Source organism: Bacillus sp. Medicinal_06, assembly GCF_056711665.1.
Window position 1 is genome coordinate 168,704 of record NZ_JBWYHD010000001.1, and the last position, 26,404, is coordinate 195,107.

Annotated in this window: 33 protein-coding genes; 10 read left to right on the plus strand and 23 right to left on the minus strand. The window is 34.0% G+C overall.

The window, feature by feature from the left end; translation table 11 throughout:
* Positions 1 to 129: 129 nt before the first annotated feature.
* The 4 genes from AC1M36_RS00915 (at position 130) to AC1M36_RS00930 (ending at position 3,194) form a co-directional block, all read left to right on the plus strand.
* A complete protein-coding gene (locus tag AC1M36_RS00915; RefSeq protein ID WP_336451270.1) occupies positions 130 to 1,329 on the plus strand; it encodes an LL-diaminopimelate aminotransferase in 1,200 nt (399 codons plus the stop codon).
* 70 nt (positions 1,330 to 1,399) lie between these two features.
* A complete protein-coding gene (locus tag AC1M36_RS00920; protein WP_336451271.1) occupies positions 1,400 to 1,807 on the plus strand; it encodes a 3-hydroxyacyl-ACP dehydratase FabZ family protein in 408 nt (135 codons plus the stop codon).
* 55 nt (positions 1,808 to 1,862) lie between these two features.
* Complete coding sequence (gene coaW, locus AC1M36_RS00925) at positions 1,863 to 2,684, plus strand: type II pantothenate kinase (protein ID WP_336451272.1); 822 nt, start codon at positions 1,863 to 1,865, stop codon at positions 2,682 to 2,684.
* A gap of 24 nt (positions 2,685 to 2,708) precedes the next feature.
* Positions 2,709 to 3,194 (plus strand): DUF6584 family protein, encoded by a 486-nt coding sequence (locus tag AC1M36_RS00930; RefSeq protein ID WP_336451273.1) that lies wholly within the window; start codon positions 2,709 to 2,711, stop codon positions 3,192 to 3,194.
* 41 nt (positions 3,195 to 3,235) lie between these two features.
* On the opposite strand, the gene helD is transcribed toward AC1M36_RS00930, so the two are convergent.
* The 7 genes from helD to AC1M36_RS00965 form a co-directional block, all read right to left on the minus strand.
* Complete coding sequence (gene helD / locus AC1M36_RS00935) at positions 3,236 to 5,602, minus strand: RNA polymerase recycling motor HelD (RefSeq protein WP_479845506.1); 2,367 nt, start codon at positions 5,600 to 5,602, stop codon at positions 3,236 to 3,238.
* Between the two features lie 303 nt (positions 5,603 to 5,905).
* Positions 5,906 to 6,412 (minus strand): 2'-5' RNA ligase family protein, encoded by a 507-nt coding sequence (locus AC1M36_RS00940; RefSeq protein ID WP_336451275.1) that lies wholly within the window; start codon positions 6,410 to 6,412, stop codon positions 5,906 to 5,908.
* 20 nt (positions 6,413 to 6,432) lie between these two features.
* Positions 6,433 to 6,900 carry a CcdC family protein gene (locus tag AC1M36_RS00945; protein ID WP_336451276.1) on the minus strand — a complete coding sequence of 156 codons (468 nt, stop codon included), beginning with the start codon at positions 6,898 to 6,900 and terminating at the stop codon, positions 6,433 to 6,435.
* Positions 6,901 to 6,950: 50 nt separating this feature from the next.
* Positions 6,951 to 7,610, minus strand: coding sequence for a DUF4052 family protein (locus AC1M36_RS00950; protein WP_336451407.1), 660 nt, complete (start codon positions 7,608 to 7,610; stop codon positions 6,951 to 6,953).
* A gap of 2 nt (positions 7,611 to 7,612) precedes the next feature.
* The gene (locus AC1M36_RS00955; RefSeq protein WP_336451277.1) at positions 7,613 to 8,488 is read right to left on the minus strand and encodes an ABC transporter ATP-binding protein; all 876 of its coding nucleotides are present in this window, start codon (positions 8,486 to 8,488) and stop codon (positions 7,613 to 7,615) included.
* A complete protein-coding gene (locus AC1M36_RS00960) occupies positions 8,485 to 8,862 on the minus strand; it encodes a GntR family transcriptional regulator (protein ID WP_336451278.1) in 378 nt (125 codons plus the stop codon). The genes AC1M36_RS00955 and AC1M36_RS00960 overlap by 4 nt, the downstream gene beginning before the upstream one ends.
* Before the next feature lie 134 nt (positions 8,863 to 8,996).
* Positions 8,997 to 9,494, minus strand: a complete 498-nt coding sequence (locus AC1M36_RS00965; protein WP_336451279.1) for a DinB family protein — start codon at positions 9,492 to 9,494, stop codon at positions 8,997 to 8,999.
* Positions 9,495 to 9,965: 471 nt separating this feature from the next.
* Here AC1M36_RS00965 and AC1M36_RS00970 point away from each other — a divergent pair, with 471 nt between their 5' ends.
* Genes AC1M36_RS00970 through AC1M36_RS00990 form a run of 5 tightly spaced genes read left to right on the plus strand, consistent with a single transcriptional unit; the run spans position 9,966 to position 10,783 of the window.
* A complete protein-coding gene (locus AC1M36_RS00970; protein WP_336451280.1) occupies positions 9,966 to 10,100 on the plus strand; it encodes a YrzI family small protein in 135 nt (44 codons plus the stop codon).
* Positions 10,101 to 10,127: 27 nt separating this feature from the next.
* Positions 10,128 to 10,271: a YrzI family small protein gene (locus AC1M36_RS00975; protein WP_336451281.1), complete on the plus strand. Its 144-nt coding sequence runs from the start codon at positions 10,128 to 10,130 to the stop codon at positions 10,269 to 10,271.
* A gap of 30 nt (positions 10,272 to 10,301) precedes the next feature.
* Entirely contained in the window at positions 10,302 to 10,445 is a 144-nt protein-coding gene (locus AC1M36_RS00980; RefSeq protein ID WP_336451282.1) for a YrzI family small protein, read from the plus strand.
* Positions 10,446 to 10,474: 29 nt separating this feature from the next.
* Complete coding sequence (locus AC1M36_RS00985; protein ID WP_336451283.1) at positions 10,475 to 10,615, plus strand: YrzI family small protein; 141 nt, start codon at positions 10,475 to 10,477, stop codon at positions 10,613 to 10,615.
* Between the two features lie 27 nt (positions 10,616 to 10,642).
* A complete protein-coding gene (locus AC1M36_RS00990; protein ID WP_336451284.1) occupies positions 10,643 to 10,783 on the plus strand; it encodes a YrzI family small protein in 141 nt (46 codons plus the stop codon).
* 261 nt (positions 10,784 to 11,044) lie between these two features.
* On the opposite strand, the gene AC1M36_RS00995 is transcribed toward AC1M36_RS00990, so the two are convergent.
* Entirely contained in the window at positions 11,045 to 12,130 is a 1,086-nt protein-coding gene (locus tag AC1M36_RS00995; RefSeq protein ID WP_336451285.1) for an AI-2E family transporter, read from the minus strand.
* 151 nt (positions 12,131 to 12,281) lie between these two features.
* On the opposite strand from AC1M36_RS00995, the gene AC1M36_RS01000 reads away from it, so the two are divergent.
* Positions 12,282 to 13,112 carry an HNH endonuclease gene (locus tag AC1M36_RS01000; RefSeq protein ID WP_336451286.1) on the plus strand — a complete coding sequence of 277 codons (831 nt, stop codon included), beginning with the start codon at positions 12,282 to 12,284 and terminating at the stop codon, positions 13,110 to 13,112.
* Between the two features lie 300 nt (positions 13,113 to 13,412).
* Here the strand turns inward: AC1M36_RS01000 and AC1M36_RS01005 are convergent, their stop codons facing one another.
* From AC1M36_RS01005 to AC1M36_RS01075, 15 genes are all read right to left on the minus strand, one after another.
* Complete coding sequence (locus AC1M36_RS01005) at positions 13,413 to 13,505, minus strand: putative holin-like toxin (protein WP_001289320.1); 93 nt, start codon at positions 13,503 to 13,505, stop codon at positions 13,413 to 13,415.
* A 144-nt stretch (positions 13,506 to 13,649) separates the two neighbouring features.
* A complete protein-coding gene (ssuD, locus tag AC1M36_RS01010; RefSeq protein ID WP_336451287.1) occupies positions 13,650 to 14,771 on the minus strand; it encodes an FMNH2-dependent alkanesulfonate monooxygenase in 1,122 nt (373 codons plus the stop codon).
* A gap of 331 nt (positions 14,772 to 15,102) precedes the next feature.
* Complete coding sequence (locus AC1M36_RS01015; RefSeq protein ID WP_336451288.1) at positions 15,103 to 15,954, minus strand: ABC transporter permease; 852 nt, start codon at positions 15,952 to 15,954, stop codon at positions 15,103 to 15,105.
* Positions 15,955 to 15,971: 17 nt separating this feature from the next.
* Positions 15,972 to 16,910, minus strand: a complete 939-nt coding sequence (locus AC1M36_RS01020; RefSeq protein WP_479845598.1) for an aliphatic sulfonate ABC transporter substrate-binding protein — start codon at positions 16,908 to 16,910, stop codon at positions 15,972 to 15,974.
* 69 nt (positions 16,911 to 16,979) lie between these two features.
* Entirely contained in the window at positions 16,980 to 17,735 is a 756-nt protein-coding gene (locus tag AC1M36_RS01025; protein ID WP_336451289.1) for an ABC transporter ATP-binding protein, read from the minus strand.
* Between the two features lie 378 nt (positions 17,736 to 18,113).
* Positions 18,114 to 19,172 carry a hypothetical protein gene (locus AC1M36_RS01030; protein WP_336451290.1) on the minus strand — a complete coding sequence of 353 codons (1,059 nt, stop codon included), beginning with the start codon at positions 19,170 to 19,172 and terminating at the stop codon, positions 18,114 to 18,116.
* A 14-nt stretch (positions 19,173 to 19,186) separates the two neighbouring features.
* Entirely contained in the window at positions 19,187 to 19,660 is a 474-nt protein-coding gene (locus AC1M36_RS01035) for a tetratricopeptide repeat protein (protein ID WP_479845507.1), read from the minus strand.
* Positions 19,620 to 20,432 carry an HAD family hydrolase gene (locus AC1M36_RS01040; RefSeq protein ID WP_336451409.1) on the minus strand — a complete coding sequence of 271 codons (813 nt, stop codon included), beginning with the start codon at positions 20,430 to 20,432 and terminating at the stop codon, positions 19,620 to 19,622. The genes AC1M36_RS01035 and AC1M36_RS01040 overlap by 41 nt, the downstream gene beginning before the upstream one ends.
* 30 nt (positions 20,433 to 20,462) lie before the next feature.
* Complete coding sequence (locus AC1M36_RS01045; protein ID WP_336451292.1) at positions 20,463 to 21,176, minus strand: phosphopantothenoylcysteine decarboxylase domain-containing protein; 714 nt, start codon at positions 21,174 to 21,176, stop codon at positions 20,463 to 20,465.
* Between the two features lie 3 nt (positions 21,177 to 21,179).
* Positions 21,180 to 21,986: an AAC(3) family N-acetyltransferase gene (locus tag AC1M36_RS01050; protein WP_479845508.1), complete on the minus strand. Its 807-nt coding sequence runs from the start codon at positions 21,984 to 21,986 to the stop codon at positions 21,180 to 21,182.
* Between the two features lie 204 nt (positions 21,987 to 22,190).
* Positions 22,191 to 23,405 (minus strand): GNAT family N-acetyltransferase, encoded by a 1,215-nt coding sequence (locus AC1M36_RS01055; protein ID WP_336451294.1) that lies wholly within the window; start codon positions 23,403 to 23,405, stop codon positions 22,191 to 22,193.
* A gap of 119 nt (positions 23,406 to 23,524) precedes the next feature.
* A complete protein-coding gene (locus tag AC1M36_RS01060) occupies positions 23,525 to 23,941 on the minus strand; it encodes a GNAT family N-acetyltransferase (protein WP_336451295.1) in 417 nt (138 codons plus the stop codon).
* A gap of 147 nt (positions 23,942 to 24,088) precedes the next feature.
* Complete coding sequence (locus AC1M36_RS01065) at positions 24,089 to 24,808, minus strand: histidine phosphatase family protein (protein ID WP_336451296.1); 720 nt, start codon at positions 24,806 to 24,808, stop codon at positions 24,089 to 24,091.
* A gap of 298 nt (positions 24,809 to 25,106) precedes the next feature.
* A complete protein-coding gene (locus AC1M36_RS01070) occupies positions 25,107 to 25,340 on the minus strand; it encodes a hypothetical protein (protein ID WP_336451297.1) in 234 nt (77 codons plus the stop codon).
* 57 nt (positions 25,341 to 25,397) lie between these two features.
* Positions 25,398 to 26,336, minus strand: a complete 939-nt coding sequence (locus AC1M36_RS01075) for a DMT family transporter (protein ID WP_336451298.1) — start codon at positions 26,334 to 26,336, stop codon at positions 25,398 to 25,400.
* Between the last annotated feature and the right edge of the window lie 68 nt (positions 26,337 to 26,404).

A 26,404-nucleotide genomic window follows, 5' to 3' on the forward strand; every position in this document is an offset into this window, starting at 1 on the left:
TTTTCTTTTTACACAACTACGTTTTGAATTCTGCCCCAAAAGTGATAAAATATAATTATGTGTTTTCAGAATAATAAAAGAATATACAAACTACAGAAATGAAAGCACAGTTTTTTAGGAGGGGTTTTGATGACTTATACGTTGGCAACTAGAATGAAAGCATTTCAATCTTCTATATTTAGTGAACTAGCAGCTTATAAAAAAGAAAAAATTGCAGCAGGTCACAAAATGATTGATTTAAGTATCGGCAATCCAGATATGCCTCCTGCTGATATTGTAAAAGAAGCTATGATACATACAGCAAGCGGAAAAGAAAATTACGGTTATACTTTAACAGGTATTCAAGAATTTCACGAATCAGTAACTGAATATTACGATAACACTCACAATGTTACATTAGATCCAAACAAGGAAGTTTTATTATTGATGGGTTCCCAAGATGGACTTGTTCACTTACCTATGGTATTTGCAAATCCAGGTGACCTCATTTTAGTACCTGATCCTGGCTATACAGCATATGAAACAGGCATTCAAATGGCAGGTGCAAAACCCTACTTCATGCCTTTAAAGAAAGAAAATGACTTTTTACCTAACTTACAAGACATCCCTGAGGAAATTGCTAAACAAGCAAAAATGATGATATTAAACTTCCCTGGAAATCCAGTTCCAGCAATGGCTCATGAAGATTTCTTCAAAGAAGTAATTGCGTTCGCAAAACAGCACCATATTATTGTCGTACATGATTTCGCCTATGCTGAATTTTATTACGATGGAAAGAAACCAATCAGTTTCTTATCTGTTCCTGGCGCTAAAGAAGTTGGTGTTGAAATTAATTCCCTATCCAAAAGCTATAGCTTAGCTGGTAGCCGCATTGGTTATATGATTGGAAATGAAGAAATTGTAGGTGCACTAGCGCAATTTAAATCAAATACAGATTACGGCGTATTCTTGCCAATTCAAAAGGCTGCATCAGTTGCCTTGCGTCAAGGGGCTGATTTCTGCGCAAAAAACCGCATCATCTACCAAGAACGTAGGGATACGTTAGTTGACGGATTCGCTTCTTTCGGATGGCATGTTGATAAACCAGCTGGTAGTATGTTCGTATGGGCCGAAATACCAAAAGGTTGGACTTCATTAGAATTTGCTTATGCATTAATGGATCGTGCGCATGTTGTTGTAACCCCTGGCCATGCTTTTGGACCTCATGGTGAAGGTTTTGTTCGCATCGCACTTGTCCAAGATAAAGAAGTATTACAACAAGTTGTTGAAAACATTAAAAATAGCGGTATTTTCTCTCTTGAAAGAGCAGATGCATTAGTCAAAAATTAATTACAAATCCCCTGCCCATTTTTAGCAGGGGTTATTTTCATTTTTCTTTTGAAAATTAGGAGGTACATATATGAATATGAAAAATATTAAAGACACTCTCCCTCATCGGCATCCATTTTTAATGATTGATAGAATCACAGAAATTGAAAATGAAAAATCCGTAAAAGGATACAAACTAATTACAAGTAACGAATGGTTTATAAATGAGCATCAAAACAGTATGCCTCATATGCTAATTGTAGAGGCACTTGCACAACTTGGAGCATTCGTAGGAACAAGTGGGTCGAATGGATTAGGATTTCTCTCCTCATTAGACGGTGTAACATTTAACGGAACTACTATACCTGGTGACAAGCTAGATTTACAATATGAAGTTCTGCGGAATAAACGAGGGTTTATTCTCGGAAAAGGAATTGCTTCTGTAAATGGAAAAACGATTGTTACAGTTGAAAAATTACTAGTTTATATTACACAATAAAGATTGTATTTTAAATGTTCACTATAATAACTATACAATGACAAGGGGTACAAAAATGAAGAGCGCCGTTGGTATTGATGCTGGGGGAACACTAACAAAAATTGCTTATTTTAATCAAGACAATGAATTACGTTTCGAAAAATTTTACTCCCATGAACAAAACAAAATTAAAGATTGGTTACATAACAATAAATATATAAATAGACTATCTATAACTGGTGGTAAAGCTGAGCAATTACAAACGTTATTTTTAGGAAAATATAATATAGAGCACCTTGCAGAATTTGACGCCACGCTTTCAGGTGTTCATTACCTCATTGATGTAGAAAAGCACCTTATCAATAACTTTGTTTTAACCAATATCGGTACAGGTACATCCATTCATTATGTCCAAAATACCGAGTATATTCGTGCTGGCGGAACAGGGGTTGGTGGAGGCACTATCATGGGATTATCAAAGCTATTAACAAACATAGATCATTTTGAAGAAGTCATCGGGCATACAAAACTAGGATCTAGGCGGAGTCTTGATATTACAGTTGGAGATATTTATAACGGCATTCTTTCTCCTATTGATAGTAACTTAACAGCTAGTAATTTCGGAAAAGCTGCTATTCATGAACCTGATTATAACAAGTCCGATTTAATCGCCACCCTTCAAGGTCTTGTTGGTGAAGTAGTTACTGCATTAAGCCTTCAATTTGCAGAAGCAAAAGATATAGATCATATCGTTTATATTGGATCTACACTTTCAAACAATAAACATCTACGAGAGATTATAAGTAATTATACCGTGTATCAAAATAGAACACCTATATTCTTACAAGATCATGGCTTCAGTGGAGCTATAGGTGCTTTATTGAGTGCAACAAAATAAATTTATTACACAAAGGAGGCTTCTGTGAAAGAAAAAACATTACTTAAAATTGAAAAAGACATCGAAAATCATGACTTAGGAAAAGCAAGAGAGCGCCTTCACGGCTTAATTCATTCTTATCCTAGTGACCTGTCACTTCGCAAAAAATTAGGTGATATCTATTTTAGGTTACACTATCCAACAATGGCTGGACGATATTGGTATCTTGAAGAAAACAAAACGCCCGAAATGATTCAAGCATGCCAACAATTTGAAAAATCGTTGGGCAACAGCCCTAATGAGATTGTAAGAGCTTTGAAATTTAAAGGTGATTCCGCAATAATTAATAATTTATCATTAAAATATAGCTGCTCAGTTATACAAAGTCGTGTAATAGAACAAATTGCACAAGAACCTGAAGAAACGTGGAAAGATAACTTAGTTCACATTGGATGTATTTCTATAGTAGCTGCAATCTTTGTTTCTACTTGTATTGGTCTGTATACCATTTTCAATTGGTTATTTTCATAATATATGATTCAATAAAAAAACTGGCATGTAAGCCAGTTTTTTTATTGAATCTTTTCCTTTTCTAACATATACGTATCTGTAGAAACAGACTGTAAGAACGTATTCATCTTCATCTCCCCTACAGAATAAATATATAACTCATGCATCGCACGCGTACAAGCAGTATAAAATAATTTCCGTTCACTTTCCCTGCCGTATTTTTCCGTTGATGCATCATAGATGATAACTGCATCAAACTCTACCCCTTTCGATAAATACGATGGGATAATCAAAATACCTTCATCAAACGAGCTCGTTTCTTTCTTAATAAGACGAACTGGCAATGATGTTTGCAGGGCATGGTATGCTTCTTCACTTTCTTCCGCTGTTTTACAAATAACCGCAATTGTCTTGTGACCATCTTGTTGCAGTTGTTTGATTTGATTCATAATCTTTTTATGATGCTCCTCCCGATCTTTCACTTCTGTTATAACCGGTTGCATACCATCACGCTGAAACGGTTCAATTTCATCACCATTCGTAATTAACTGCTTCGTAAATTCAATGATTTGTTTTGTGGAGCGATAACTACGCGTAAGAACAATTCTTTCACTTAGTTCTTCCCCATACAGCGTACTTAACTGCGAAAATTCATTCTCTGACGCATGTTCATAAATAGTCTGATTAAAATCACCTAGTATTGTCATTTTTGTATGCGGAAATATTCGTTTCAAAAATGCATATTGAAATGCAGAATAATCCTGCGCTTCATCAATAAATACGTGCTGCACAGATGTATTTTTTTGCAATTCTTCCAGTTGATCTTTCAAATATAAATAAGGCGTTGCATCTTCATATGACATATAAAAATCTTGTATTTTTTCTATTGTTTCTTTACATATTTCATTCCATCTTTGCGGTAATTTATGTTCTTCTACAAGTTGTTTAGCGAACTCAGGATCTTTAAATAACTGTATATAAAGTGCCGGTGTATGAATGAATTGTAAATTTTTCACACGTCTTTTCAGCGGTTTAAAATGCTCTTTTACAACAATTGCTGCTAGCATCTTCTGTTCCCGCTCAAAATCATCAAATGCACCATTTGAATGTTCTTCTTCTCGTTGCAATTGATGATACACTTTCGCATATGTTTCTTTATCTAATAACTGTATTTCTTCTTCCACCCATAACTCTTTTCTCTCTATTTTTTCTTGTTTTCTTAACTCTTTTAATAACCACTCAGAAATTAATTTTATTCGATTTGGAATTCGGATTGAAGAATCAAATTCATAAAACTTTTCTTTCATTTGTTCTTTAGAGATTAATACTTTCCCTCTAAATTTTATATCTTTAAATAACATACCTTCTCGTTTTAAATAAGATACATACTGATTTACTACTTCAATAAAATCAGTACTTGCTTTATATTTAATTCCTTCTAATCGTGTTTCATAGCTCTCTTCTTCCATTCTTGTCAATACATATTCCATCTGTGTAAATGGATCTTCTAATTCAAATTTCTTATCAATATGACGTGCTAAGTATTCTTGGAATGTCGTTTGCTTCATATTGTCTTCACCAAGTTCTGGCAGTACTGTGGAAACATAGCTATTAAACATCGAATTTGGAGAAAAAAGAATGATTTGATCAGCGTGTAATGTCTTACGATAACGATACAATAAATATGCGATGCGCTGAAGTGCTGCCGATGTTTTACCGCTTCCTGCAGCTCCTTGCACAACCAGCAAACGACTTTTTTCATTCCTAATAATTTGATTTTGTTCCTTTTGAATTGTTGAAACAATGCTTTTCATTTGTGTGTTCGCGTTATTTCCTAATACTTCTTGCAATAATTTATCGCCAATCGTAACACCTGTATCAAACATACTTATAATTTGACCATTCCGAATCACATATTGCCTTTTTAATGTCATTTCACCCGAAATCGTATCATTAGGTGCCATGTATTTTGCTCTTCCTACAGAATAGTCATAATACAAACTTGATATAGGGGCTCGCCAGTCATATACAAGAAATTGTTCTGTAGTTTCATCGTAGAATGAGTGAATACCAAGATAAATAGCATCCTCACTTTTTTCACCGTCTTCTAAAAAGTCTACCCTTCCAAAGTATGGTGATTGCTGTAATCTCTGTAATCCTTTTAGTTGATTATAAGCATGGCGATGACTTTGTTCTCGTTCGGATAATAGCTCTGCTTGTTGCTTAATACTTGCTGCCGTTTCTATAGCCTCTTCTGTATTATCAACATTCACAGTTACATCGTCCCAAAAATGTTTGCGAATCTGGACAACATCTTTTGTTGTTGCACTTGTATAACGTTCTAATGTATCAATATGTTTTTCAATCTTTCCAACTACGTCTTCCACACGATGTTGTTCCTGTTTCCATTCTTGACTTGTTTTTTCCATATCGCCACTCCTTATCAACTGATCGTTCTGATGCTCATTGTTTGATGCAATACAGTAAAACTTTAATCAGCCCCCACCCAACTTCTTTACTTTCGGTGAATTTTAAAACGGGGACTTGCCACCTGTTAATGCGGGATAAAATTTTTCAACAAACCGTTTGACAAACAAGCAAATAGTTTGTTATAATTAAATTGGGTAATTATTGAGTTTTTTACAATAGAATAAACAATGAGCGTTTTTTCATTTTAACACATATATATGAAAAAGCAACAAAAAGGAGATACAAATTTGTATCTCCTTTTTTTATTTTGAAAGTTCTACTTCAAATTCTATTATCGATTCTCCACTTTCCCCAATACGTTCAATACTCACCTTTTCAATTAAACATCGCAATCGCATGCTTAATCTCGGCATCTTCTCTACAATTTCTATTGCCTGTTTTTCATTTTCTTTTCGTCCAACTGTAACGTGCGGTATGTAGGGTATATCACTTCGTAAAAATTCCGCTAACGGCCCTTCGTATAACGTATCATGCAACTTCTTTACTTGTTCTTTCCCTTTTTCAACATTTAAAAAGATATATTCTCCTTCATTGCGAATGTGATTAGTAAACTCAATCGCTATCGGGGGAATCCCTTCTACCTTTTCAATTATATGCTGTTTTAATGCATCCTTAGAAATTGCACTTTCAAAAGGAAATACGAGTGTAATATGCGGCTTGATTAACCCAAATAAAGGATCGTGTTTTTGTCTAATCGTTTCAATTTCATCTAGTTGTGTTTCGTCTTGAAAAAACAAAATCGTACGCACTTTCCATCCCTCCTTCACCTCTATGAAACCGCCTGAAAAACCTTTCTAAACTTCATATAGCAACCAATTCGCCACGGTACAATATAAGAAATCGCAACAACATAAAACAATAATCCTATCGTTTGCTGATCTAAATTAATGATATATTGCCTTGAGACATATCTTAACGCTACAATACCAATAAACGTCATAAGAAAAGCTACACTTTTTTTCGTATATATGTTGCCATCTTCTCTTCTTTCATAGTTTGTAAGGATGATAAGTGGAATCGCGAAAAGAAATCCAAATAACATCGCAAAACTAATGTACAATGTGGCTGGATGAACAGGGCCAAAAAACATAAAAATACCTGGTGATAAAAATAATAGCGGCAATAAAATTCGCTTTCCATTTCCTTTTATCGGTTTATGCATAGAGCGGTAACGTCTCCATAAAATTAGCATTGCAATACATAAAAACATCATTACTAATGAAGATGTATCTCTCATATGTTTTCCTTCTCTCCTAAAATATCTATTTAACACTATTATACAATTTATTAAACCATTTGTTCTAGAGAAATTTTACGAATAAAGATGCCACTAACCAGGAAGTAAAGTATAATTAGCCCAATGGAAATGATGATAAACGAAGGGATATTCATCAAAACTTCAGTTTTTGTAAGCGTCATTTTTAAGCCTGTATTATAACATACACTTGTTAAGCCTATAAAAAAGATCGAACCAATTGCGCATCCAATCCAGTTAAATCTTTGCTGGAAAATAACAATACCTTGGAAAAGGCTTGCGACCGTAACATACAGTAAAAACTGTACAAAGAACTGCTCAATTGAACCATCTAACAAACTATTACTTTCTATATGATAAAATAGACCCGGTAAAAAAAGAATTTGAAGAAGCGAAAAAAATGCTGATTGTAAAACAATATAACAAATCGATCCAATAAAAAATTGTAACCTTGTTGCTCCAAAAGAAACTGCTAAGTGAAATAGATCTAACTGTATAAAGAAAGTACTCACTACAATGAAAAATATAACCGCAATAGAAGGATTGTTAATAACATCTTGCAAAAAGCCAATTCGTATATCTTTTATATCTATGAAATTCGGTAAAATTTGAATAATGAACGCCAAAGCCCAAAATACGAAAATAGCTTTGTAATGATAATTGATTTGTAATTTCAACTGTTTCATTAACATCTTCACTTTACATCACCATCCGTTATATAAATAAATAATTTCTGAAACGAAACCCCCTCAATTTCTAAATCCTCACTTTTGATATAATCATAGTCTTCCTCAGAAAACTCTCCCCACATAACACCAATCCCTTTGTTCCCAAAGTATTCTCGATGAACAACATGTTTATTCATCATAAATTCATCTATTTTATCTTTTCGTCCTGATATGTAATGGGCTTGCTGTAAGAAATCTTCAACAGCTGATTGAACAATTACTTGCCCATCCTTCAAAATCAACACATCTTCGACAATATGCGCTACCTCTTCTACTAAATGCGTCGATAAAATAATTGTTCGCGGGTGATCACCATAATCTTCTAATAAAACGTTATAAAACAAGTCTCGGTGTGCTGCATCTAAACCAGTCGTCGGTTCATCAAAAATAGTAATGGGTGCCCGGCTCGCTAACCCTTTAATAATTCCAACAACAGTTTGCATACCATGCGACAACTTATGGTACTTTTCGTTTACATCCATTTGAAACTTAACTACAAGTTCCTCCGCAAATTCTCGGTCCCAATTTGGATAAAATAGGTTACATAGCTTAAAGATTTCTTTCACTTTATAACTCGAATAAATCTCCTCTTTCACTTTAACAAAACAAATGTTTTGCAACGCATGACTATTTTCATACACATCTTCACCAAATATAGATACGCTTCCTTCACTTGAAACAATTTGTCCAGTAAGAAGGTGTAGTAGTGTCGTTTTTCCAGCCCCATTTCTACCAAGCAAACCATATATTTTATTCTCTTCTAGCGAAAAAGTTAATCCATTTACAGCTATCTTTTTCTTATATTGTTTTGTTAATCCTTCAGTTTTAATTGCGATTGTCATTCTTCCCCCTCCTTTGCGGCCATTTGAATCATTTGAATGAGCTCCTCTTTTGAAATTTCAAGCACTTTCGCTTCTTCCAACACTTTAGGCAAAAATTCATTTTGAAAAGCGCTTTGCCGCTTCTTTAGTACCACTTCCTTCGCTCCCTTTGTAACAAACATTCCAATCCCCCTCTTTTTATATAAAATCCCTTCATCAACTAACAAATTTACTCCTTTCGCCGCTGTAGCTGGATTAATTTGTAACATCTTTGCAAATTGGTTTGTTGACGGAACCTTTTCTTCTTCAAGTAGGATCCCCTTTAAAATATCCGATTCAATCGTTTCTGCGATTTGTATGTATATTAACTTATTTTGTTCAAGAGATTGTTTCATATTTTCACCCCCTCAGGTTCATAGGTTCATTACTTATGTAATTAACCATATCACAAGAATATATTTCCATTCAATATTTTTCCATGATTTTTTACAAAAAAAAGAAGTATCATACCTTGGAGGATGATACTTCTCTATAAAATCGTTGTATTTTCTATACACAACCTTAATTTCTTTTCATTCAAACCATTTTGACAAAAATCAAACTTCTTTCCCTTTAATAATTTGGTTCGATCTACCACCTGTCCTAAATGATAACTTGTATGCTCAACTAAATGAAACAAGCTATGTATGTCTATACGAGTATTTTCATTATAAGCTTTAACATACTCTTGTTTCCATTCATCAAATATTCCTTGTATAATTTCAGATAACGTTTTGGAATCCAACCGCATAACCGGAAAGTATTCTTCAATCCCGTTTTCAAAGTGTATATTCGGATTCGAATAACGACTGCTATTCCTTTTTATATGCTCACAAATATGTAATACAATGCCACCAATTGAATTGACTGTCCCTTCTGTTTTCCACAACTCGTCCTCATTTAAGTATCCAATTGTTTGCAGTAGTTTAGGCAAATAATGATCATACATTCGGTGATAGGCAATCTTGTAAAACAACTCTACTTTCATCCTCCATCTCTTCACTCAGCTTAATCTTTTCATTTAATCAATTTCTTTAAATACTTACAAAACCACGCTTCACTTTCCCCATAATAAATACGTAAATTTATTGAAATCACCTTCCGAAAAATACGCACTTTAATCAAAATTAAAAATTTTCATTTTTCATGTTTACAATTATCCACTAATTGTATATAATTACTAACGTAAGAAAAAAATTCTAAAAGGAGGTCGAATAAAATGATGAAATTAAAATTACATGTTGCACCTGTTTTACAATTAAATATGAATTCGACCACCCTAATGGAGAATTGAAAATCGTTCGGTATTTTCTTTAATTAACAAATTCGCCACAGGAGGTCGTATACTTTCCTGTGGCTTTTTCACGCCCTGCCGCAGGAGAACTATATCATTCTGTGGCTTTTTTGTGCGATTTTTTAATCTCTAACACTATTTCTTTTCGAAAGGAGCAAATATCCAATGACTTTTCACGTACTATTTTTCAGCATTACAATTCAGCGAAAGCAATTATCTGAAGTCGAAATGATGCACGATCTACACATTGAAAAAGCTATGAGTGATATAAAGGAGCGTCAAAGTCCTTACAGTATGTAATTCCTTTACGAAAGGAGGAATTCATTTATGACTTTTCATATTTTCTTTTTTACGATTACTCTTCAGAAGGAATCTTTATCTGAAACTGAAATTTTACGTAAACAGCAATTAAAAGAGATTATAGACAAAGTAAGAGATCGTAAAAGTTCTTATTATAATCAAATGTATTAAAAAATAGTTTTCAAAAGGAGCAATCATCTAATGAAATTTCGAGTATTCTTTTTAACCATTACGATTCACAAAAGTAATTTTTCTGAGACTGAGATTTTACATGAACAGCAAATTCGAAAAATTATGACTGAAACAAAAGAGCGTCAAGTTTCTTATTACAACCATATGTACTAAAAACTCATATTAAGAGGAGGATTCACCTAATGAAATTACAAGTATTCTTTTTAACCATCACGATTCAAAAAAACAAACTTTCCGAGTTTGAAATGTTACACGAACAACAAATTCAAAATGCTATGGATGAAGTGAAAGAACGGCAACTCCCTTATTGCAGTCACCTATAATTCCTTTACGAAAGGAGGAATTTATGTATGAAATTCCATGTTTTCTTTTTAACAATTACGATTCAAAAGAAGCGATTATCTGAAGCTGAAATTGCACAAGAACAGCAATATAAAAAGATTATGGATGACATCCGAGATTGTAGAAGCAAATACTATACGCATCTATAATGATCTAACTTAAATATAATGAAAGGAGAAGATTAAGATGTTAATGGTGCGCTGCAAGGAAATGATTTGGATTATTGAGAGGGATTCCACATAGTCTACAATTTTTTAAAAGGCTAATTCTTTCAAAAAAATCAGTAAAAATTACACAATAAAAATGCCTAGTTCTCATTTTAAAACTAGGCATTTTTATTGCTCTAAATCATCATAAAAAAGATACATCACTTAAAGCAATGTATCTTTTATGATTCCTATCAATACTTTTTATTTCCGATTATTTCTTTTCATCTTAAATAATCTCACCAAATTTGAAACAATTGTTTTCGTCACAGCGTAAACTGGTACTGCTAAAATCATTCCAATAATACCAGCGAAATTACCTACACCAAGAATTAACACAATAATTGTTAAAGGATGGATATTTAATTTCGAACTCATAATACGCGGTGAAATGATGTTACTCTCAAATTGTTGCACAATGGTTACGATAACGATTACCCAAGCTGCTTGCACCGGGGATACGAATAAAGCAACAATAACAGCTGGTGCCGCTCCAATAAAAGGGCCTAAATTTGGGATAATATTTGTAAATGCCGCTATAATTCCTAAAACGAAGGCATATGGCAAATCAATAATTACATAACCTATAAACGTAAATGCCCCAACAAATAAACAAACTAATGCTTGCCCTTGAATATACGCAGATAACGTTTCATTTGTTTCTTTTAAAATGCGCAGTCCTTCTTCACGATACGATTCTGGTAAAAAACTAACAGCTTTCCCTGGGAATGCATGACCATCTTTAAACATGTAAAACAAGATAAATGGTACTGTAAATACGACTAATGCAACGTTTGTAATAATACCAAATAAAGCCGTTGCACTCGACGTTATCGTGTTTGGTATTTCCTTTAAATACTCAATTGCGTTTTGTTCAATCGTTTCAATCGATACATAATTTTGTGTAGCTAACCATTCAAATAGCCTATGATGAGATAATTCTTGTATGTATACTTTCCCCTCTTTAATATATGTTGGCATGTTTTTCACTAGGTCCATTAGCTGCTGTGAAATCGTCGGAACGACTACACCAATTGCGACTGCAGTCAGTGAAATGATAAAAACATATAACAACAATATCGCTAAGCTTCTAGGAACTTTTTTCGCCTCTAAAAACACTAATACAGGATTAAAGATAAAGTATAAAAACAAAGCGATTAAAATTGGGAAAAATAAAGTTGAAATGAATATGCCAATCGGTTGAAATAAAAATGATATTTTTGTGCAAATAAATATAATCCCTACAACCATTAGCACTTCTAATGTCCAAAAGTGCACTTTCGATTTCAAAAAAACGGCCTCCTTTAAACTAGCACTTCCCTCTATTGTATCAAAACATCTATGAATTTTACACGCTATTTTCATCTTCAATGTTCCAAAATACGAATAAATACACTACAATGAGATTACATACAAATTTGCAGGGTAAAAGGTGATAAATATGACGCAATGTATCATTTGCAGAAAAGAAACGAAAGAACTTAGTGAACAACATGTTATCCCAGAGATTTTATGTGGACATTATTTAACAAAATCAATTTGTGATACTTGTTATGAACATCTCACAACAAACGTTGATCGACCATTAATTAGACACAAACTGATTCAATATAAAATCGAACAAATGAAGCAACAAATTGATTCTCCTCTTTATACGAATGAATATGGTCAAGAATTGGCTGCAGCGGAAACTGAAGAAGTGGAAACGAATGACGAAATATACTATTCTAATGAGTTAATTATGAAACTATGTAAAAAACATGATATTTCATTACATAATGAAATTTGGAAAGAAGAACGCGTAACCAAAGTAGCAAGCTCCATTCAACGTGAATTACTTTTAGATAACCGTAAATATAAAATGAGTATCTTAAAAATGGCTTATACATTCGCAGTACATACAATTGAAGGTTATTTTAATGATCCAGATGCGATGGATATTTCTACTATTATATCTAATGTTGACTTTATCGAATTAAAAGAACGAAGTATTGTTCGTGATTTAAGTAAAAGTTCATTGTGGAATACCCTCAATACAACGAGCGATAACCACTACTTTATTTTATTAAGTGATAAAGACGGCTTATTCTGCTTCATCCGTCTATTTGATATTTTTGATGTGGTTGTCCACCTCTCTAGAAAAAAATATGAACTTTCCTCTCCAATTGTTGGGGTGAATGATGTAGAAAAACAAGAATTCTATATTGAGAGCTTAAAACAATACATGGATGAGTTATTTAAACAAAAGAGTACACAAGCTACTCGGGTTTAAAAATACAGAAAGGAAATAACTTGGTAACAAAGTTATTTTTTACGAATTGAATCATAGTTAAATCACAATAATTCAAAATAAGAACATACGGTCTCCTTTCTTGATGAAAAGACACTATGTTATAATGAGTATGAAAAGAACAATACAATCACATAAAACAATTATAAATTGTATATAAATAAAAAAGACTAGTGTGCGGCTACACACCAGTCCATGTAACTTAGCAGATTGGATTGTTCATTTATCCTATTTGTTTCTTACAAACGAGACAACCCACATTCTATTGGCGTAGGTGGGTTGTTATTTTTTGAGCTTATCGATTAAAACGACAACAAACGTTAACAATGCAACGAGAAATAATCCGCCTTGCAATAATAACGCAATTTCACTCATACATTATCACCTCCCTTCTACCCTGGAGAAGTGATAATTGAACAACCAACCATACCATAAGTTACCTCTTAATTTTATCATATTTTTTAATAGTTTACGATGAAAACCAGCAAGCGAGGAGCTTGCTGGTTTATTCTTTTCTCTCTATTTTTTTAATGCATATGCGTCCGCTATCATTTCTCCAACAATTTTATCTTTTTGATTCGTCTTATTGTTTGATAGGGGTAAAAGTGGAAATAATAATTCTGCCACTTGATAAGCTTCTTCTAAATGCGGATATCCTGATAAAATAAATGTATCTATACCTAAAGCTTCATATTCTTTTATTCTTTCAGCTACAGTATTGGGATCTCCTACTAGTGCAGTTCCTGCTCCGCCACGTACTAATCCAATTCCAGCCCATAAATTTGGACTAATTTCCAATGACTCTCTCGTCCCTTTATTTAAATAGGTCATTCGCTGTTGACCAACTGAATCATAACGTGCAAATGTTTTTTGCGCTAGTTCAATCGCCTCATTATCCACATATTGAATCAATCTCTCAGCTTCTTCCCACGCCTCTTCCTCTGTCTCCCTTACAATAACATGTAATCGGATACCAAAGCGGACTGTACGCCCTTTCGCTTCTGCAAGTTTCCTTACTTTTTTGATTTTCTGTTCTACCTGCGCTGGTGGTTCACCCCACGTTAAATATACATCACTATGCTCTGCTGCTACTACTTGCCCGGCTTTTGATGACCCTCCAAAATAAATGGGCGGATAAGGAGATTGAACTGGCGGGAATACAACTTTACTGTCCTTAACTGTAATATGTTTTCCCTCTAAAGAAACATTCTCCCCTTGTAAAAGTGATTTCCATACTTTCAAAAATTCATCTGCTGCTTCATAACGTGCATCATGGTCAAGGAAAAGACCGTCTCCCTGCAGCTCTACTGGATCCCCTCCGGCTACAACATTAATTAGTAAACGGCCATTCGAAATTCTATCAAACGTAGATGCCATTCTTGCAGCAACTGTTGGTGACATAAGCCCTGGTCTTACTGCAACTAAAAAACGTAATTTTTCCGTTTCAGCTGCGAGTGCAGAAGCAAGGACCCAAGGATCTTCACACCCTTGACCAGTCGGTAATAACACACCGCTATAACCTAAATAGTCGACTGCCTGAGCCACTTGTTTATAGTACCCATACTCAGCAGCTCTCCCTCTTTTTGTTGTCCCTAAATACCGGCCATCTCCATAAGCAGGAATAAACCATAATACTTCCATTTCGTAACACTCCTTTTATATATTCTCCAATAAAGTGAAACTTTAATTAGTGGGGGTTTTCCTCATCCCCCACTGATTATTAGCCCTCACCAATCGGGCCGTTACGGGCAGTTTATCTCCCACCTAACTTCTTTAGAAAAGCGGAAGCGCCTCGTCCGAGGGGGTGCGGGCGACCGAAGATTCTAGCCGCTAGAGCTGGACATTGCTCCCGCCGAATTTTGAGGTGGGAGTATTACTGCCCTAAAGTAGCGGGATAAAATTACTTATACAACGCCCCTCTCATAACGCACTTATCACATAAATTTACTAGAATTTATATCTATTACATTCTCTAATTTATATTTTCTCCCTTATAGTTATCTCTCCATCTTAAAAATCTAACTTCTAATAATCGAACTAACGAATCGGAAAATTTCCCAACAAACGCAAAAATAATAATCCCTACAAAGACAATATCTGTATTTGAGAATTGCCTTGCATCCATAATCATATATCCAATCCCTTCAGTTGACCCCATTAATTCTGCAACTACTAAACTTACCCAAGCAACCCCTAATGATAATCTCGCTCCTAATAAGAGATTCGGCAAAGCAGCAGGTAAAATCAATTTCGTAATTAATTTCCTTTTACTAAATTCTAAAACTCTTGCAACATCAAATAATTTAGAATCAACACCACGTATTCCTAAAAAGGCATTTACATAAAGAGGGAAGAATGCCCCGTCTGCAATAAGTAATACTTTCGATATTTCTCCAAAACCAAACCATAATACAAAAAGTGGCGCAACAGCTAAATGAGGAACTGTCCTTAACATCTGTACTGATGGATCCAAATATTGCTCACTTCTAGTTGAAAAACCGACAATTGTTCCTAATAAAATACCTAAACTCCCTCCTATCAGAAAACCAACAGCAGCTCGAAATACACTGATACCTAAATGGTTAAATAGTTCGCCTGATTGAATAAGCCCTTGAAAAGCTAAGAAAATATCCCAAGGTGTAGGCAAAACTGTTTTAGAAACAAAACCCAAAATCCCTGCTAATTGCCATATTATTAAAACAATGATTGGTATAATAAGTGCTCTTGTCACAATAGATACTTTCCTTTTACGTGTACGAAGTACTTCTTTTTTTGAAAGACCATGCACTTTCGTTGGTTCAATCATTATTTTGGTACTTTCCAATTTACAACACCTCCCTGTTATTTCTCTTTTAAGGCTTTCTCAACGTACGAATTATCAACAACCTGAGCTGGCTTAATTTTCTTTTTAATAGAATGAAGCTTATATTGAAAATCCGCTGTACGTTGTTGTTCTTCTACTATGTCTTTTGTAATTGGAACTAAGATAGGTTTGTCATGATTAAATACTTCTTTAACAATTTCAGCATCAATTTTCTTTGCAGAAGCATAAATATTTATTGCCTCTTCTAAGTTATTCTCCTGCCAAACACGCGCTTTTTCGTATACTTTAAGAAATCGTACGACTAATTCTGGATTCTCTTCAGCGAATTTTGTTCTAGTAATTACAAATTCGGGTGATGAAATATTTAATGTTTCACCATCTGCGATAACTTTCGCCCCTTTTTTTAACGTATGTAATGATATGAATGGATCCCAAATTGCCCACGCATCTACAGAGCCTGATTCAAATGCTGGCTGTGCTTCATCAGGTTGTAATTGAATCACATCTACATCTTTTGCATCTAATCCTTCTTGCTCCAATGCCCGATATAATAAATTAAATGCGCTACTTCCCTTTGCTACTGCAATTTTTTTCCCCTTTAATTCTTTGATACTACTGATTTTACTGTCCTTCTGCACAAGAATCCCTGTTCCTTTTCTCGCGTAACTTGTATTCGCTATTTCTGTAAAACCAATATTAGCAGCTTGAGCCGAAATAACTGGTGAATTCCCTACTTCTCCGAAATCTAAACGATCCGATGCAATAGCCTCAAAATATGGAGGACCACTTTGAAACTCAGTCCACTTCACTTTTACACCAATTTTCTTAAATTCCTCTTCAAACCAACCCTTTTTCTGTGCTAACAACAACGGACTTAGTCCTTGCTGTATACCTATTTGAATTGTTATATCTTTTTTCTTATTCTTTCCGCTTGCTGCATTGCTCTGACATCCCATCAGAAAAAGTAAAATTGCTACAATAAAATAAATGAATCCAGTTCTTTTCTTCACCTCAAGTCCTCCTCTTTATACGCTTTTGTTTACAAGCTCTCCATACTCAAATTCTTGCAGTACTTTACTTCTAAATTGTTGAAACAAAGAGGAAGTTTTACTTCGTGGATACGGTAAATCATTCGGAATAATTTTATTTATCTTCCCTGGTCTTGCACTCATAATCACAACACGATTTGAAAGATAAATTGCTTCATCTATGTCATGTGTCACTAAAATCATTGTTGTTTTCTTTTTTTCCCAAATATCAAGTAAAACGTCTTGCAAATGAGTTCTCGTAAATGCATCTAATGCACCAAATGGTTCATCTAGCAATAATACGTTAGGACCCCGTAATAAAGCTCTTGCAATCGCAACCCTTTGCGACATTCCACCAGATATTTCTTTCGGATATGATTTCTCGAACCCTTCCAAACGAACAATTTCAATCCATTCTTTTACATGTTTTTGAACTTCTTGTTGTTTTAATGACAAGTTAGCAGCGATATTTTCTTCCACTGTTAACCATGGGAAAAGACGATGCTCTTGGAAAATAAATCCTTGTTTCATACTTGGTTTAACAACATGTTCCCCATCAATTAAAATCTCACCGTCATAATCGTTGTCTAAGCCAGCTATTATTTTTAATAAAGTGCTTTTACCACAACCACTCGGGCCAATTACTGTTACAAAATCCCCTCTTTCCAAAAGTAAATTTATATCCTCTAAAACTTGAACGCGTCCGGAAGTCTTCAAAAAAGACTTCGTTACCTGTTGAATTGAAACTGTCACTCTTTCTACCTCCTTTTCAGATGTAATTTCTCTTAATCCTCTTTAAACATCCCTCCTTAAAACAATTAATATAGATTAATTGATTCTTTAATTATGTAACCAATAAAAAAACCAAAGGACATTTCATCAAATTATGAAATGCCTTTGGTTTTTCCAATCAGCTATAAAGACTTATTGAATTAACTACATAATATATAAACATTTCCGATAAGTCAACTATGAATTATGTAAAAATTTCTCAATAAACTATTTTAAACCTCTATTCCCTCCTAATTTCAGTACAAAAGAAGCTGCTAATTTTAAGAGATTAGCAGCTTCTTTTGTATACATTCTTCCTCAACATCGAACACTCGACGCTACTTTCTACCTATGTTTATATCATCTATCTTGTTCTATTTTTCCATCAATCGCTTCATAAAATTCTCTCTCATCATCCACATTTACATGTACACGATTTACCTTTTTAGTAAACCCATATAATAACTGCGCTGTTAACGGTTCTTTTAATTTTATTTCAAAAGTAGCTGGTTCTTTCATAAATTCCATTATAGTTGCTTCAAATACTACTTTTTCTTCTTCTTTCGTTAATACATCACCTTTATAAAATGAAATTTCTTCTATTTGAACAAATGGTACAACAATTTTTTTACCTAATCCAACTTGGATTATAATTTCTTGTTCTGTCATAATATATGGATTTTTACGGATTGCTTGTATCTCAGCTAAAAAATATAATATTCCATATATATTTAAAATGAGTAAAATCCAAGCTAAGACCGGATTCCATTGATGAAGTAAATAATGAAATCCAATACTTTCAATTAATGTTGCATGAATTAACATGATATAAAATGCAATTGCTCCTGTTTTTTTATGATATGAAAAAGTATTTTTATTTTCTAGAGACTTTGTATGCCAAGAAAATAGCGCATAATATAGTAATTTCCATTCTGACACAATAACATTTACCGCTACGGTTCTTTTCAATGTAGCATCAATTGCTTTGTCAATTGCATATGAAAAATTTAGAAATTCTAATTTATGTTCTTTATACCTTTTCATAATCTTAGGTAGTTTTCTTGCAATCTTATATAATATAAATAACTCAAAACATACAAAAGCAATTTCTCCTGCAACTATAATATAAGAAACAAACGAAAACGACTGTAAATAATCGCTTGGAATAACGAATCTTGCGGCAATATAGCCCACTATTACAACTGGAAATATATAAGTTAACGAATAGCGTTTACGTATAATAAAAAAATACGTAATTACGGGAATGACAATAAGAAAATCTAACAAAGATCCTAGCACCATTTCTTTCGGTACAGCCGGTACAATAGGAAGTGTGTATGCTAGATAATTTGATATTACAATTAAAGCTATAAAACCAATCGAAATATTCCTTCGTTTACGTGAAATTGAACTACTCATGCACTCCCTCCTTTTCATTTAAAAATCTTATGAAGATGCTCTTTATAAAACGAGATAGCTCCTTCGTATTCTTTTACACTTTCTAGTTTTACAACAGTTTCAAGCAATAATTTCATTGCTTCTTCATAAGCTTTTACGTTATATTTCGCTAATGAAAGAAATACTTTCATCGCATCACTGTTTGGAAACTGTTTGAGTCCAGCTTCTAACGTAACCATCGCTTTATCGTATTCACCAATGCAGCGGTATGTACTTCCAAGTCCAATATATGCTCCGCATAGTGATTCCCCTGTAAGTCCGTTAGCAATTGCCTGTTCATAGTATGAAGCAGCTTCTGTTTCAAGTCCCATCGCATCATGTGTCCATGCGCATTGATAGAAGACTTCGGGATTTTGAGTTAAGTTCGCTAAACTGACTAATATGTCTCTTGATTCTTCATACTTCTTTTCATCCCGGAGTTGAATCGCTTGCTCGAGTAACTGTTTCACCTGCATCGCTCCTTATTTGTTCCAGAATAGATGCTACACCATCATCTTCATTGCTATCCGTTATATAATATGCTAATTCTTTCAACTCTGAAATTGCATTTTCCATTGCAATTGGATAACCACATTCTTTGAACAAACCGATATCATTCCAATCATCACCAAATACCATTACTTGTTTTGCACTTATCTCATGCTTTTGGCACCAATTTAGAACTGCATTCTCTTTTGAAACATTACGCCCCATAATTTGGATGAGCTGATTTTGATCAGTACAAATTACATTTACTTTATGCTGAAATTGTTCTTTTAATTTCTCATAGTGAGAAAACGAGTGTAACAGTATTTTAGATACAGAACGTTGCCTCATTTCTTCATTTGTAATCACAATCGGCTTCGTTGCTGTTATAAAATTCGTTTTTATATTTTGATTTATGTAACATATATCTTCTACCTCAATAGCGATGAAAGAAGCAGGTTGTGTTTGCGTAACAAAATTGATAATTTCTGCTGTGTGAATTGCATCAATTGGATAATGATAGTTTACTTTTGCTATTGGATCACGTAATAGAGCTCCATTGTAATACACGATCATTCCGATGCTTTGTAATTCTTTCGGAAGAAACTGCTTTACAGAACGAGGGGCTCTTGCTGTCGCAAAAATGATAGGTATTCCTTTTCTATAGCAATCCATAATTGCTTTTCTATTTCTCTCTGATACCTTCTTTTCATGATTTAATAATGTGCCATCTAAATCTAATACAACGGCTTTAATATCTTAAAAAAACATGAACACCTCTCCCTTTTATAAACGACTCAAACTCCCCTCTTCTACACGATTGCATAACTGTTCTAACCTATTTACAATCTCTTTCGCTGTTTCGTCTTTCCCTTCACATAGACCAACATTTCCATCCTCTCCAATCACATGATGGATGGCTGCATGTGAATATAATGAATGCGGAGAATTTGCTATCATAAGATTTGCTTTCGCCTGCCCCATTCTTTCACTTGCACGTTGAATTAGCTCTACCTCATTGACATCGCTTTCAAGTTTGAATCCAACTAAAATCGTTTCAGGATCCCATTGTTTAATTTGTTTTAATATTTTAGGCGCTTTTTGAAAATGAATAATTGGTGCTATATTACTTGAAATCTTTCCATTCATATCAAGTACATTTCCATCTTTATCACAAATTTTATCAACGATCCAATCTGATCCAGCAGCTGCCATAATAACTACATCGATTTTCTCATGTGTAATAATACTTTTCATTTTATCTTGTAAATCAATAATCCCTTCAAATGGATGTAATTCTAATTGGTTATTTATAGCATTCGGCTTTTCAGCAAAATAACCATGTAAGTATATAACATGCGCTCCTTTTGACATCGCTTCTTCAGCCAACATTCTTCCAATTGTACCTTTTGCTAAATTTGTATGACCGCGTACTTGGTCCCATTTCTCTAAACAGCCACCACTTGTAATTAAAATCTTTTTCCCTTTCATCATAACCATCCCTTACTTATTTTTCGAACGAAACCATTGTACACCAAAGTCAACAATTTCTCGTTGTTTCATTAATCTACACGTTGCATTTCCAACTTTACCAATTGTTACAGCGTTTATTTGCTCAAACTCTCTTCCAATCTCAACAAACAAGTCAGAATCATAGTCCATTTCATCGAACTCTTTCCATACCCTTGTACCATTTTCTATAATTGGCGCTCCAACTTTTACTAGTTCACGTGCTCCCGTACGTATTTCAGATAAATGCACGGATGTGTTCGAATCATAGCCTACACCTATCAACAATACATATCCATCTAAATCATATATTTTCTTTAATGGTGAATGCTCTCCCAAACTAATTGAAAGTGAATGCTCAGCTATAATAGCCTCTGCATGTTTCCCCCATGCTGCGAAACTATTTAAAGGATGATTACTACGTTTTACATTCGGATATGTACGGAAACATTCTACAACTTTTCCCATCGCTAGTGTTGGAGTTATATCTGGATGAAACGCTGGAACATTGTCTCGAATAATTTGCCACCAGCTTTCTGGAACAGGTGGTCTTACCCAATTTTTCGGATCTGATAAATCCGATGTTTGCGTTGGCATGATAATCGTACCGTCTTCAGTAACTACATTCATTAAAGCTTCAACTACAGAGACTGCTCCTCCAGATATCCATCCAATTGAACTAAGAGAAGAATGGACAATCACTGTCATTCCTTTTTTTAGTCCTAATGTAAGCAAGTCATTTGATATCGTTTCAATTGTATTTGGTAATTGAGTTCCTGCCACTATATCATTTATCTTCATGATTATCCCCCGTCTACTTTATCGCAACTCTTATAAACTTAAATTTTGAACTCACACCTAATATTTTATCATATTTTTCTTAATTTTCAATCTGATTAAACCCATGGCTAACTCTATTTAAGAGAATATAAACAACAATAAGTGCAAGAATAAAAAAATCTCTCCAAAGTAAATCATACATTACTTTGGAGAGATTTCTGTGTTTTAAAAGTAATCAAAGAAACAGGGTGGTGAATCCGGAATAGCATCCTCTAGTACTTCTACCATTTCGTAAGGTCCTTTTATTCTTCCGATATCATACAAAAATGCAGGGCTTTTATAGCTTAGCAACATAGTTGCTAATGTTTGAATCGTTAATGACATTCCCTTCATATCATTCATTTCTTTCTCATACGTTATATGTAATTGTTTGTCAGAATTCCACTCTAGAGAATAAGTCCCTTTATTCCACTCCAACATAGGATCATCTAGATGCAAAATTAGTTTTTCACTTTTCACCCGTTTAAATGGGTATTGTTTCAGAAAACCAATGACGTCCACAATTCTTCCCATATAGTAAGGCGCAATTGTCTGTTTGATTTCGCTATCTTCAAGTAAGAAAGCGACTGGTTCATGAACGCATGTCTTTCCTTTCACATAATACACCATCGAAAAATGAGCACTAATGAAATTCCATAACCCTCTTCTCGCCTCTTCATTTAAATAAATCATTTCTTCTATATAAAATTTTTCCTCAAGGACTCGATAAAATAAGTACCCATGGGGAATATCTTCATCTGTGTAAAAAATCGCTAATTGCAAATCAATTGTTTCCTCGCGAAATCTTTCTTCCCATGCGAGTGTATTTCGAACCATCGCCCCATTTGTTTTTCTCGCAAAATCATCATAAATCTTTTCTTTTTCTTTACTTTTTAATCCAACTCTCCTTACTCGCCCACTAATGTTGCCACGGTACTTCGGAAGCTGTGTATCTTTAATTTGGTATTCAATGATATCAGAAATAATTTCCCAGCCTTTTTTCCGGTAATAAGGAATCGAATAAGGGAACAAATACGAAATATATTGTCCATTCTCTCTCATCGTTTTTAAGCTTTCTTTCATTAATGAATTCATTAATCCATGCCCGGCATACTCTGGATATGTCCCAACTCCAGTAACTCCCCCCATTTCATAAATCACACCATGAATATTGACTTGAAAAGGAAGAACGACAATTTGAGAAATTAATTTATCATGATCAAACCAGCCTAAAGCGGTCCCTGGCTTTAACTGATGACTTTTCTTTTGCACCATTTTCTCTTCATCATTAATCATTTTTTTAGAAACTTGGAACACGTATTTCATCAAATTTGAAAACTGTTCCACTTCACTTTCTTTAATCGGTCTCATAACCAAACCTTTATAATACTTCTCATTCATTTTTATATGCTCCTTTATACCATTACCTATAAACCCAACCATTTTGTTAGTATATACAAAATGCGTTATAAACAAGCATGTATAATGAGATTGTTATTGAATGTAGTGGGCGATAGGAATCAGCTGTTTTCATTATGAATGAATAAAGCACAATGAAACCTTTCTATCCCCGGATATTTCTCTCCCAAACTTGTAACGGTAAAGCCACATTTTTTATAAAATCCTACCGCTTCATCATCTGTTTCTGCTTCTACATAAATTAATCCATGCATATGAATCACTTTCTTTATCATTTCGAAAGCAATTCCTTTATAACGACTATTTGGCAAAACTGCTATATGGCATATTCTCGCTTGTCTTTCAGCATAAAATTCCATGCCAATACAAGCTATCGCTTTATAATGATATAGTGCGGTATTTCTATTTTCTTCATAGAACTTTATAGCTTTTTGTAAACTTTTTTCCCGGGGCCCCACTGCATACTTTAATAGCGGAACCATTTTATCCTCACTTAGATTTCGCACAATAATCACCATATTCTTCCTCCTTTACAATACAAAATTATTCCGCTAGTCATGAACAGTAAAACATTCAACTCTAAATTCGGTAAAATTAAAGAAAAAGGCATCCTTACCTCTGTAAGAAATCTGCCTTTTTCGCATTCTAACAATCTATAGTACTTTTTATAATTCTGCAATTTCGCTTCCTTTTTCAGCATAACTCATATCACCAACAGACTCTACTGTATATTCTCCATCTTTATAGAGAATTTTAGTTACACTTGCATTTTTTACCCCCATTTTTGTTTTACTACTATCAAGCATTTCTACTAATGCAGTGATCATCATTCCATGACATACGACTAAAACGTTACCTCCTCCATTTTTGGCCGTGTCTTCACTAATTGTATCGATTTCTTTTTTTATACGAGTTGAAAATACTTCCCAATTTTCAGCTTGTTTCGTAGCATCTGCTTTTGCAATAAAATTCGTAAATTCTTTAATAGAAAACTCTATTGATTCAGTTGTGTCTTTAACACCGGCAGTATTTTGAATAGCCTGCAACATATTTTCAACCTTATCACCTTCAAAAATCCCAAAACTCAATTCACGTAAACCTTTCCGTTGTTCAAGTTTTAACTTTGACTGTCCACTATACTTTAATACTAAGTTAGCAGTTTCAATTGCACGGCCACTATCACTACTATAAGCATCAACAAAAGGTATATCTTGTAATCCATTTCCTAAACCTTTCACTACTTCAATTCCCTTCTCCACTAATGGAGAATCTGCCCAGCCTTGTACACGTTTATTCGTGTTTAATATTGTTTTTCCATGTCTCGTAACATATAACGTAACGATGTTATCTTTATTTTTATGTGTTGTATTCATATCTTTTTCCATATTTCTCTCCCTTTAGACTATTTCATTTATTTTAAAGTCTTCATTCCTTCCCAAACCCAAAGACATCTCAGTAAACTTAAAAATCTGATTCATTTACTGATATATTATAATTTTAGTTTATATAAATTCATATTATATACTATGAAAACGCAACAAAAAAGGAACCGATTCCACAATTATAAATCAATTCCTTTTCACCCTTTTTATACTGTTATCTTTTCACTCGTCTTCATAACACCTGCAACATGAAAGGTCAGTCCTATTCTTATCTATCTTGAAATCTTGCTAATCTCTTTACTTAATCACTACAATCTGCAAACAGGAAATCAATCTCTTTCCCATCATAAAAATCCCCATCAACAATAAACTTTTCAATCCCAACTGTGCCATTCTCCATAAATTTAATCTCCCATCGTTGACCTACTGCAGCCACTTCGACCATAACACTTTCCCTTCTCACTTTACTTAGTTTATAGAATATATGATTGTCTTCTAATCTATTTAGAAAATGAATGAATTCTTTTAATGCCATGTAATTTCCTCCACATAAAAAATATTAGCTCTTTATTTTTAAAGAGCTAATATTCATTCACGCTGTTATCTTTTCTTCTTTTTTCACAACCACTGCAACATAACTATGCAGAATCATTCCTACAACAACAAGGCTCATTCCAACCCATGATAATGATGATGGAAATGGAGCAGATAGCCAGATTAGCTCTCCTAGTAACGCAAATAAAACTTCACCAGATTGTGTCGCTTCTACTGTTGCCAATTTCTGCGGATCATCTTTTACAAGATCTGTTGCAAAGAAAAATAATACAGTCGCAATTAAACCAGAACTAATCGCTACGATAAAGCATTGGAAAACTTGGTCACTTGATGGTAATCCGCTTGTTGCAACCTCATATCCAGACAATAAAAACCAGAACGGTAAACTTGCTAATGTCATTCCGAGAACTCGTTGAAAGACATCTAACTCTCCTCTACACACCTGCATCATTTTTCGGTTTCCAAGTGGATAAGCAAATGCTGCAACAATTACTGGAACCACACATAAAACGGTTTCACGAATCCCTAATGAAGAAGCGTGCTCTACTTGCATTAGAAGAACACCAAGTAATATAACCGCAGACATCATCAATTCTTTCATTGGAACTTTTTTATGCAGTGAATTTGTTGCGAATAATGGCGTTAATAAAATTCCTGCTATAATTGTAATTTGCCATGTGGAAGCAACAAGCCACCCTGGTCCAAATGCACCCGCGAAGCTAAGCGGTGCGTAAAACAGACCAAAACCAACAATACTCCATAACAACCACTCTCTCGGGTTACCTTTCATATATTGAAAGAGTTGCTTTAAGTTTCCTCTATACATGACAATTATGACAAGTAGCGGAACCATAAAGTAATACCGCAGTGATGCACTCCAAATCCAGCTTCCCCCTTGTAAGTCCATCGCACGGTTTAAAATAAACGTAAAGGCAAAGAAAAACGATGCCAATACCCCCGCTGCAATTGCTTTCATCCTAAAACTCCTTATACAGTTTTCTTCTACTATATAACAGAATACATTTGATTTAAAATAAATTTCTA

Excerpts from the sequence above, each read along its gene's own strand:
- AC1M36_RS00915 (WP_336451270.1), top strand. The coding sequence starts at position 130 with ATGACTTATACGTTGGCAACTAGAATGAAAGCATTTCAATCTTCTATA.
- AC1M36_RS00920 (WP_336451271.1), top strand. The coding sequence starts at position 1,400 with ATGAATATGAAAAATATTAAAGACACTCTCCCTCATCGGCATCCATTT.
- coaW (WP_336451272.1), top strand. The coding sequence starts at position 1,863 with ATGAAGAGCGCCGTTGGTATTGATGCTGGGGGAACACTAACAAAAATT.
- helD (WP_479845506.1), bottom strand. The coding sequence starts at position 5,602 with ATGGAAAAAACAAGTCAAGAATGGAAACAGGAACAACATCGTGTGGAA.
- AC1M36_RS00945 (WP_336451276.1), bottom strand. The coding sequence starts at position 6,900 with ATGAGAGATACATCTTCATTAGTAATGATGTTTTTATGTATTGCAATG.
- AC1M36_RS00950 (WP_336451407.1), bottom strand. The coding sequence starts at position 7,610 with ATGTTAATGAAACAGTTGAAATTACAAATCAATTATCATTACAAAGCT.
- AC1M36_RS00955 (WP_336451277.1), bottom strand. The coding sequence starts at position 8,488 with ATGACAATCGCAATTAAAACTGAAGGATTAACAAAACAATATAAGAAA.
- AC1M36_RS00960 (WP_336451278.1), bottom strand. The coding sequence starts at position 8,862 with ATGAAACAATCTCTTGAACAAAATAAGTTAATATACATACAAATCGCA.
- AC1M36_RS00965 (WP_336451279.1), bottom strand. The coding sequence starts at position 9,494 with ATGAAAGTAGAGTTGTTTTACAAGATTGCCTATCACCGAATGTATGAT.
- AC1M36_RS00970 (WP_336451280.1), top strand. The coding sequence starts at position 9,966 with ATGACTTTTCACGTACTATTTTTCAGCATTACAATTCAGCGAAAGCAA.
- AC1M36_RS00975 (WP_336451281.1), top strand. The coding sequence starts at position 10,128 with ATGACTTTTCATATTTTCTTTTTTACGATTACTCTTCAGAAGGAATCT.
- AC1M36_RS00980 (WP_336451282.1), top strand. The coding sequence starts at position 10,302 with ATGAAATTTCGAGTATTCTTTTTAACCATTACGATTCACAAAAGTAAT.
- AC1M36_RS00985 (WP_336451283.1), top strand. The coding sequence starts at position 10,475 with ATGAAATTACAAGTATTCTTTTTAACCATCACGATTCAAAAAAACAAA.
- AC1M36_RS00990 (WP_336451284.1), top strand. The coding sequence starts at position 10,643 with ATGAAATTCCATGTTTTCTTTTTAACAATTACGATTCAAAAGAAGCGA.
- AC1M36_RS01000 (WP_336451286.1), top strand. The coding sequence starts at position 12,282 with ATGACGCAATGTATCATTTGCAGAAAAGAAACGAAAGAACTTAGTGAA.
- AC1M36_RS01005 (WP_001289320.1), bottom strand. The coding sequence starts at position 13,505 with ATGAGTGAAATTGCGTTATTATTGCAAGGCGGATTATTTCTCGTTGCA.
- ssuD (WP_336451287.1), bottom strand. The coding sequence starts at position 14,771 with ATGGAAGTATTATGGTTTATTCCTGCTTATGGAGATGGCCGGTATTTA.
- AC1M36_RS01020 (WP_479845598.1), bottom strand. The coding sequence starts at position 16,910 with ATGGGATGTCAGAGCAATGCAGCAAGCGGAAAGAATAAGAAAAAAGAT.
- AC1M36_RS01030 (WP_336451290.1), bottom strand. The coding sequence starts at position 19,172 with ATGAGTAGTTCAATTTCACGTAAACGAAGGAATATTTCGATTGGTTTT.
- AC1M36_RS01045 (WP_336451292.1), bottom strand. The coding sequence starts at position 21,176 with ATGGTTATGATGAAAGGGAAAAAGATTTTAATTACAAGTGGTGGCTGT.
- AC1M36_RS01050 (WP_479845508.1), bottom strand. The coding sequence starts at position 21,986 with ATGAAGATAAATGATATAGTGGCAGGAACTCAATTACCAAATACAATT.
- AC1M36_RS01055 (WP_336451294.1), bottom strand. The coding sequence starts at position 23,405 with ATGAATGAGAAGTATTATAAAGGTTTGGTTATGAGACCGATTAAAGAA.
- AC1M36_RS01060 (WP_336451295.1), bottom strand. The coding sequence starts at position 23,941 with ATGGTGATTATTGTGCGAAATCTAAGTGAGGATAAAATGGTTCCGCTA.
- AC1M36_RS01065 (WP_336451296.1), bottom strand. The coding sequence starts at position 24,808 with ATGGAAAAAGATATGAATACAACACATAAAAATAAAGATAACATCGTT.
- AC1M36_RS01070 (WP_336451297.1), bottom strand. The coding sequence starts at position 25,340 with ATGGCATTAAAAGAATTCATTCATTTTCTAAATAGATTAGAAGACAAT.
- AC1M36_RS01075 (WP_336451298.1), bottom strand. The coding sequence starts at position 26,336 with ATGAAAGCAATTGCAGCGGGGGTATTGGCATCGTTTTTCTTTGCCTTT.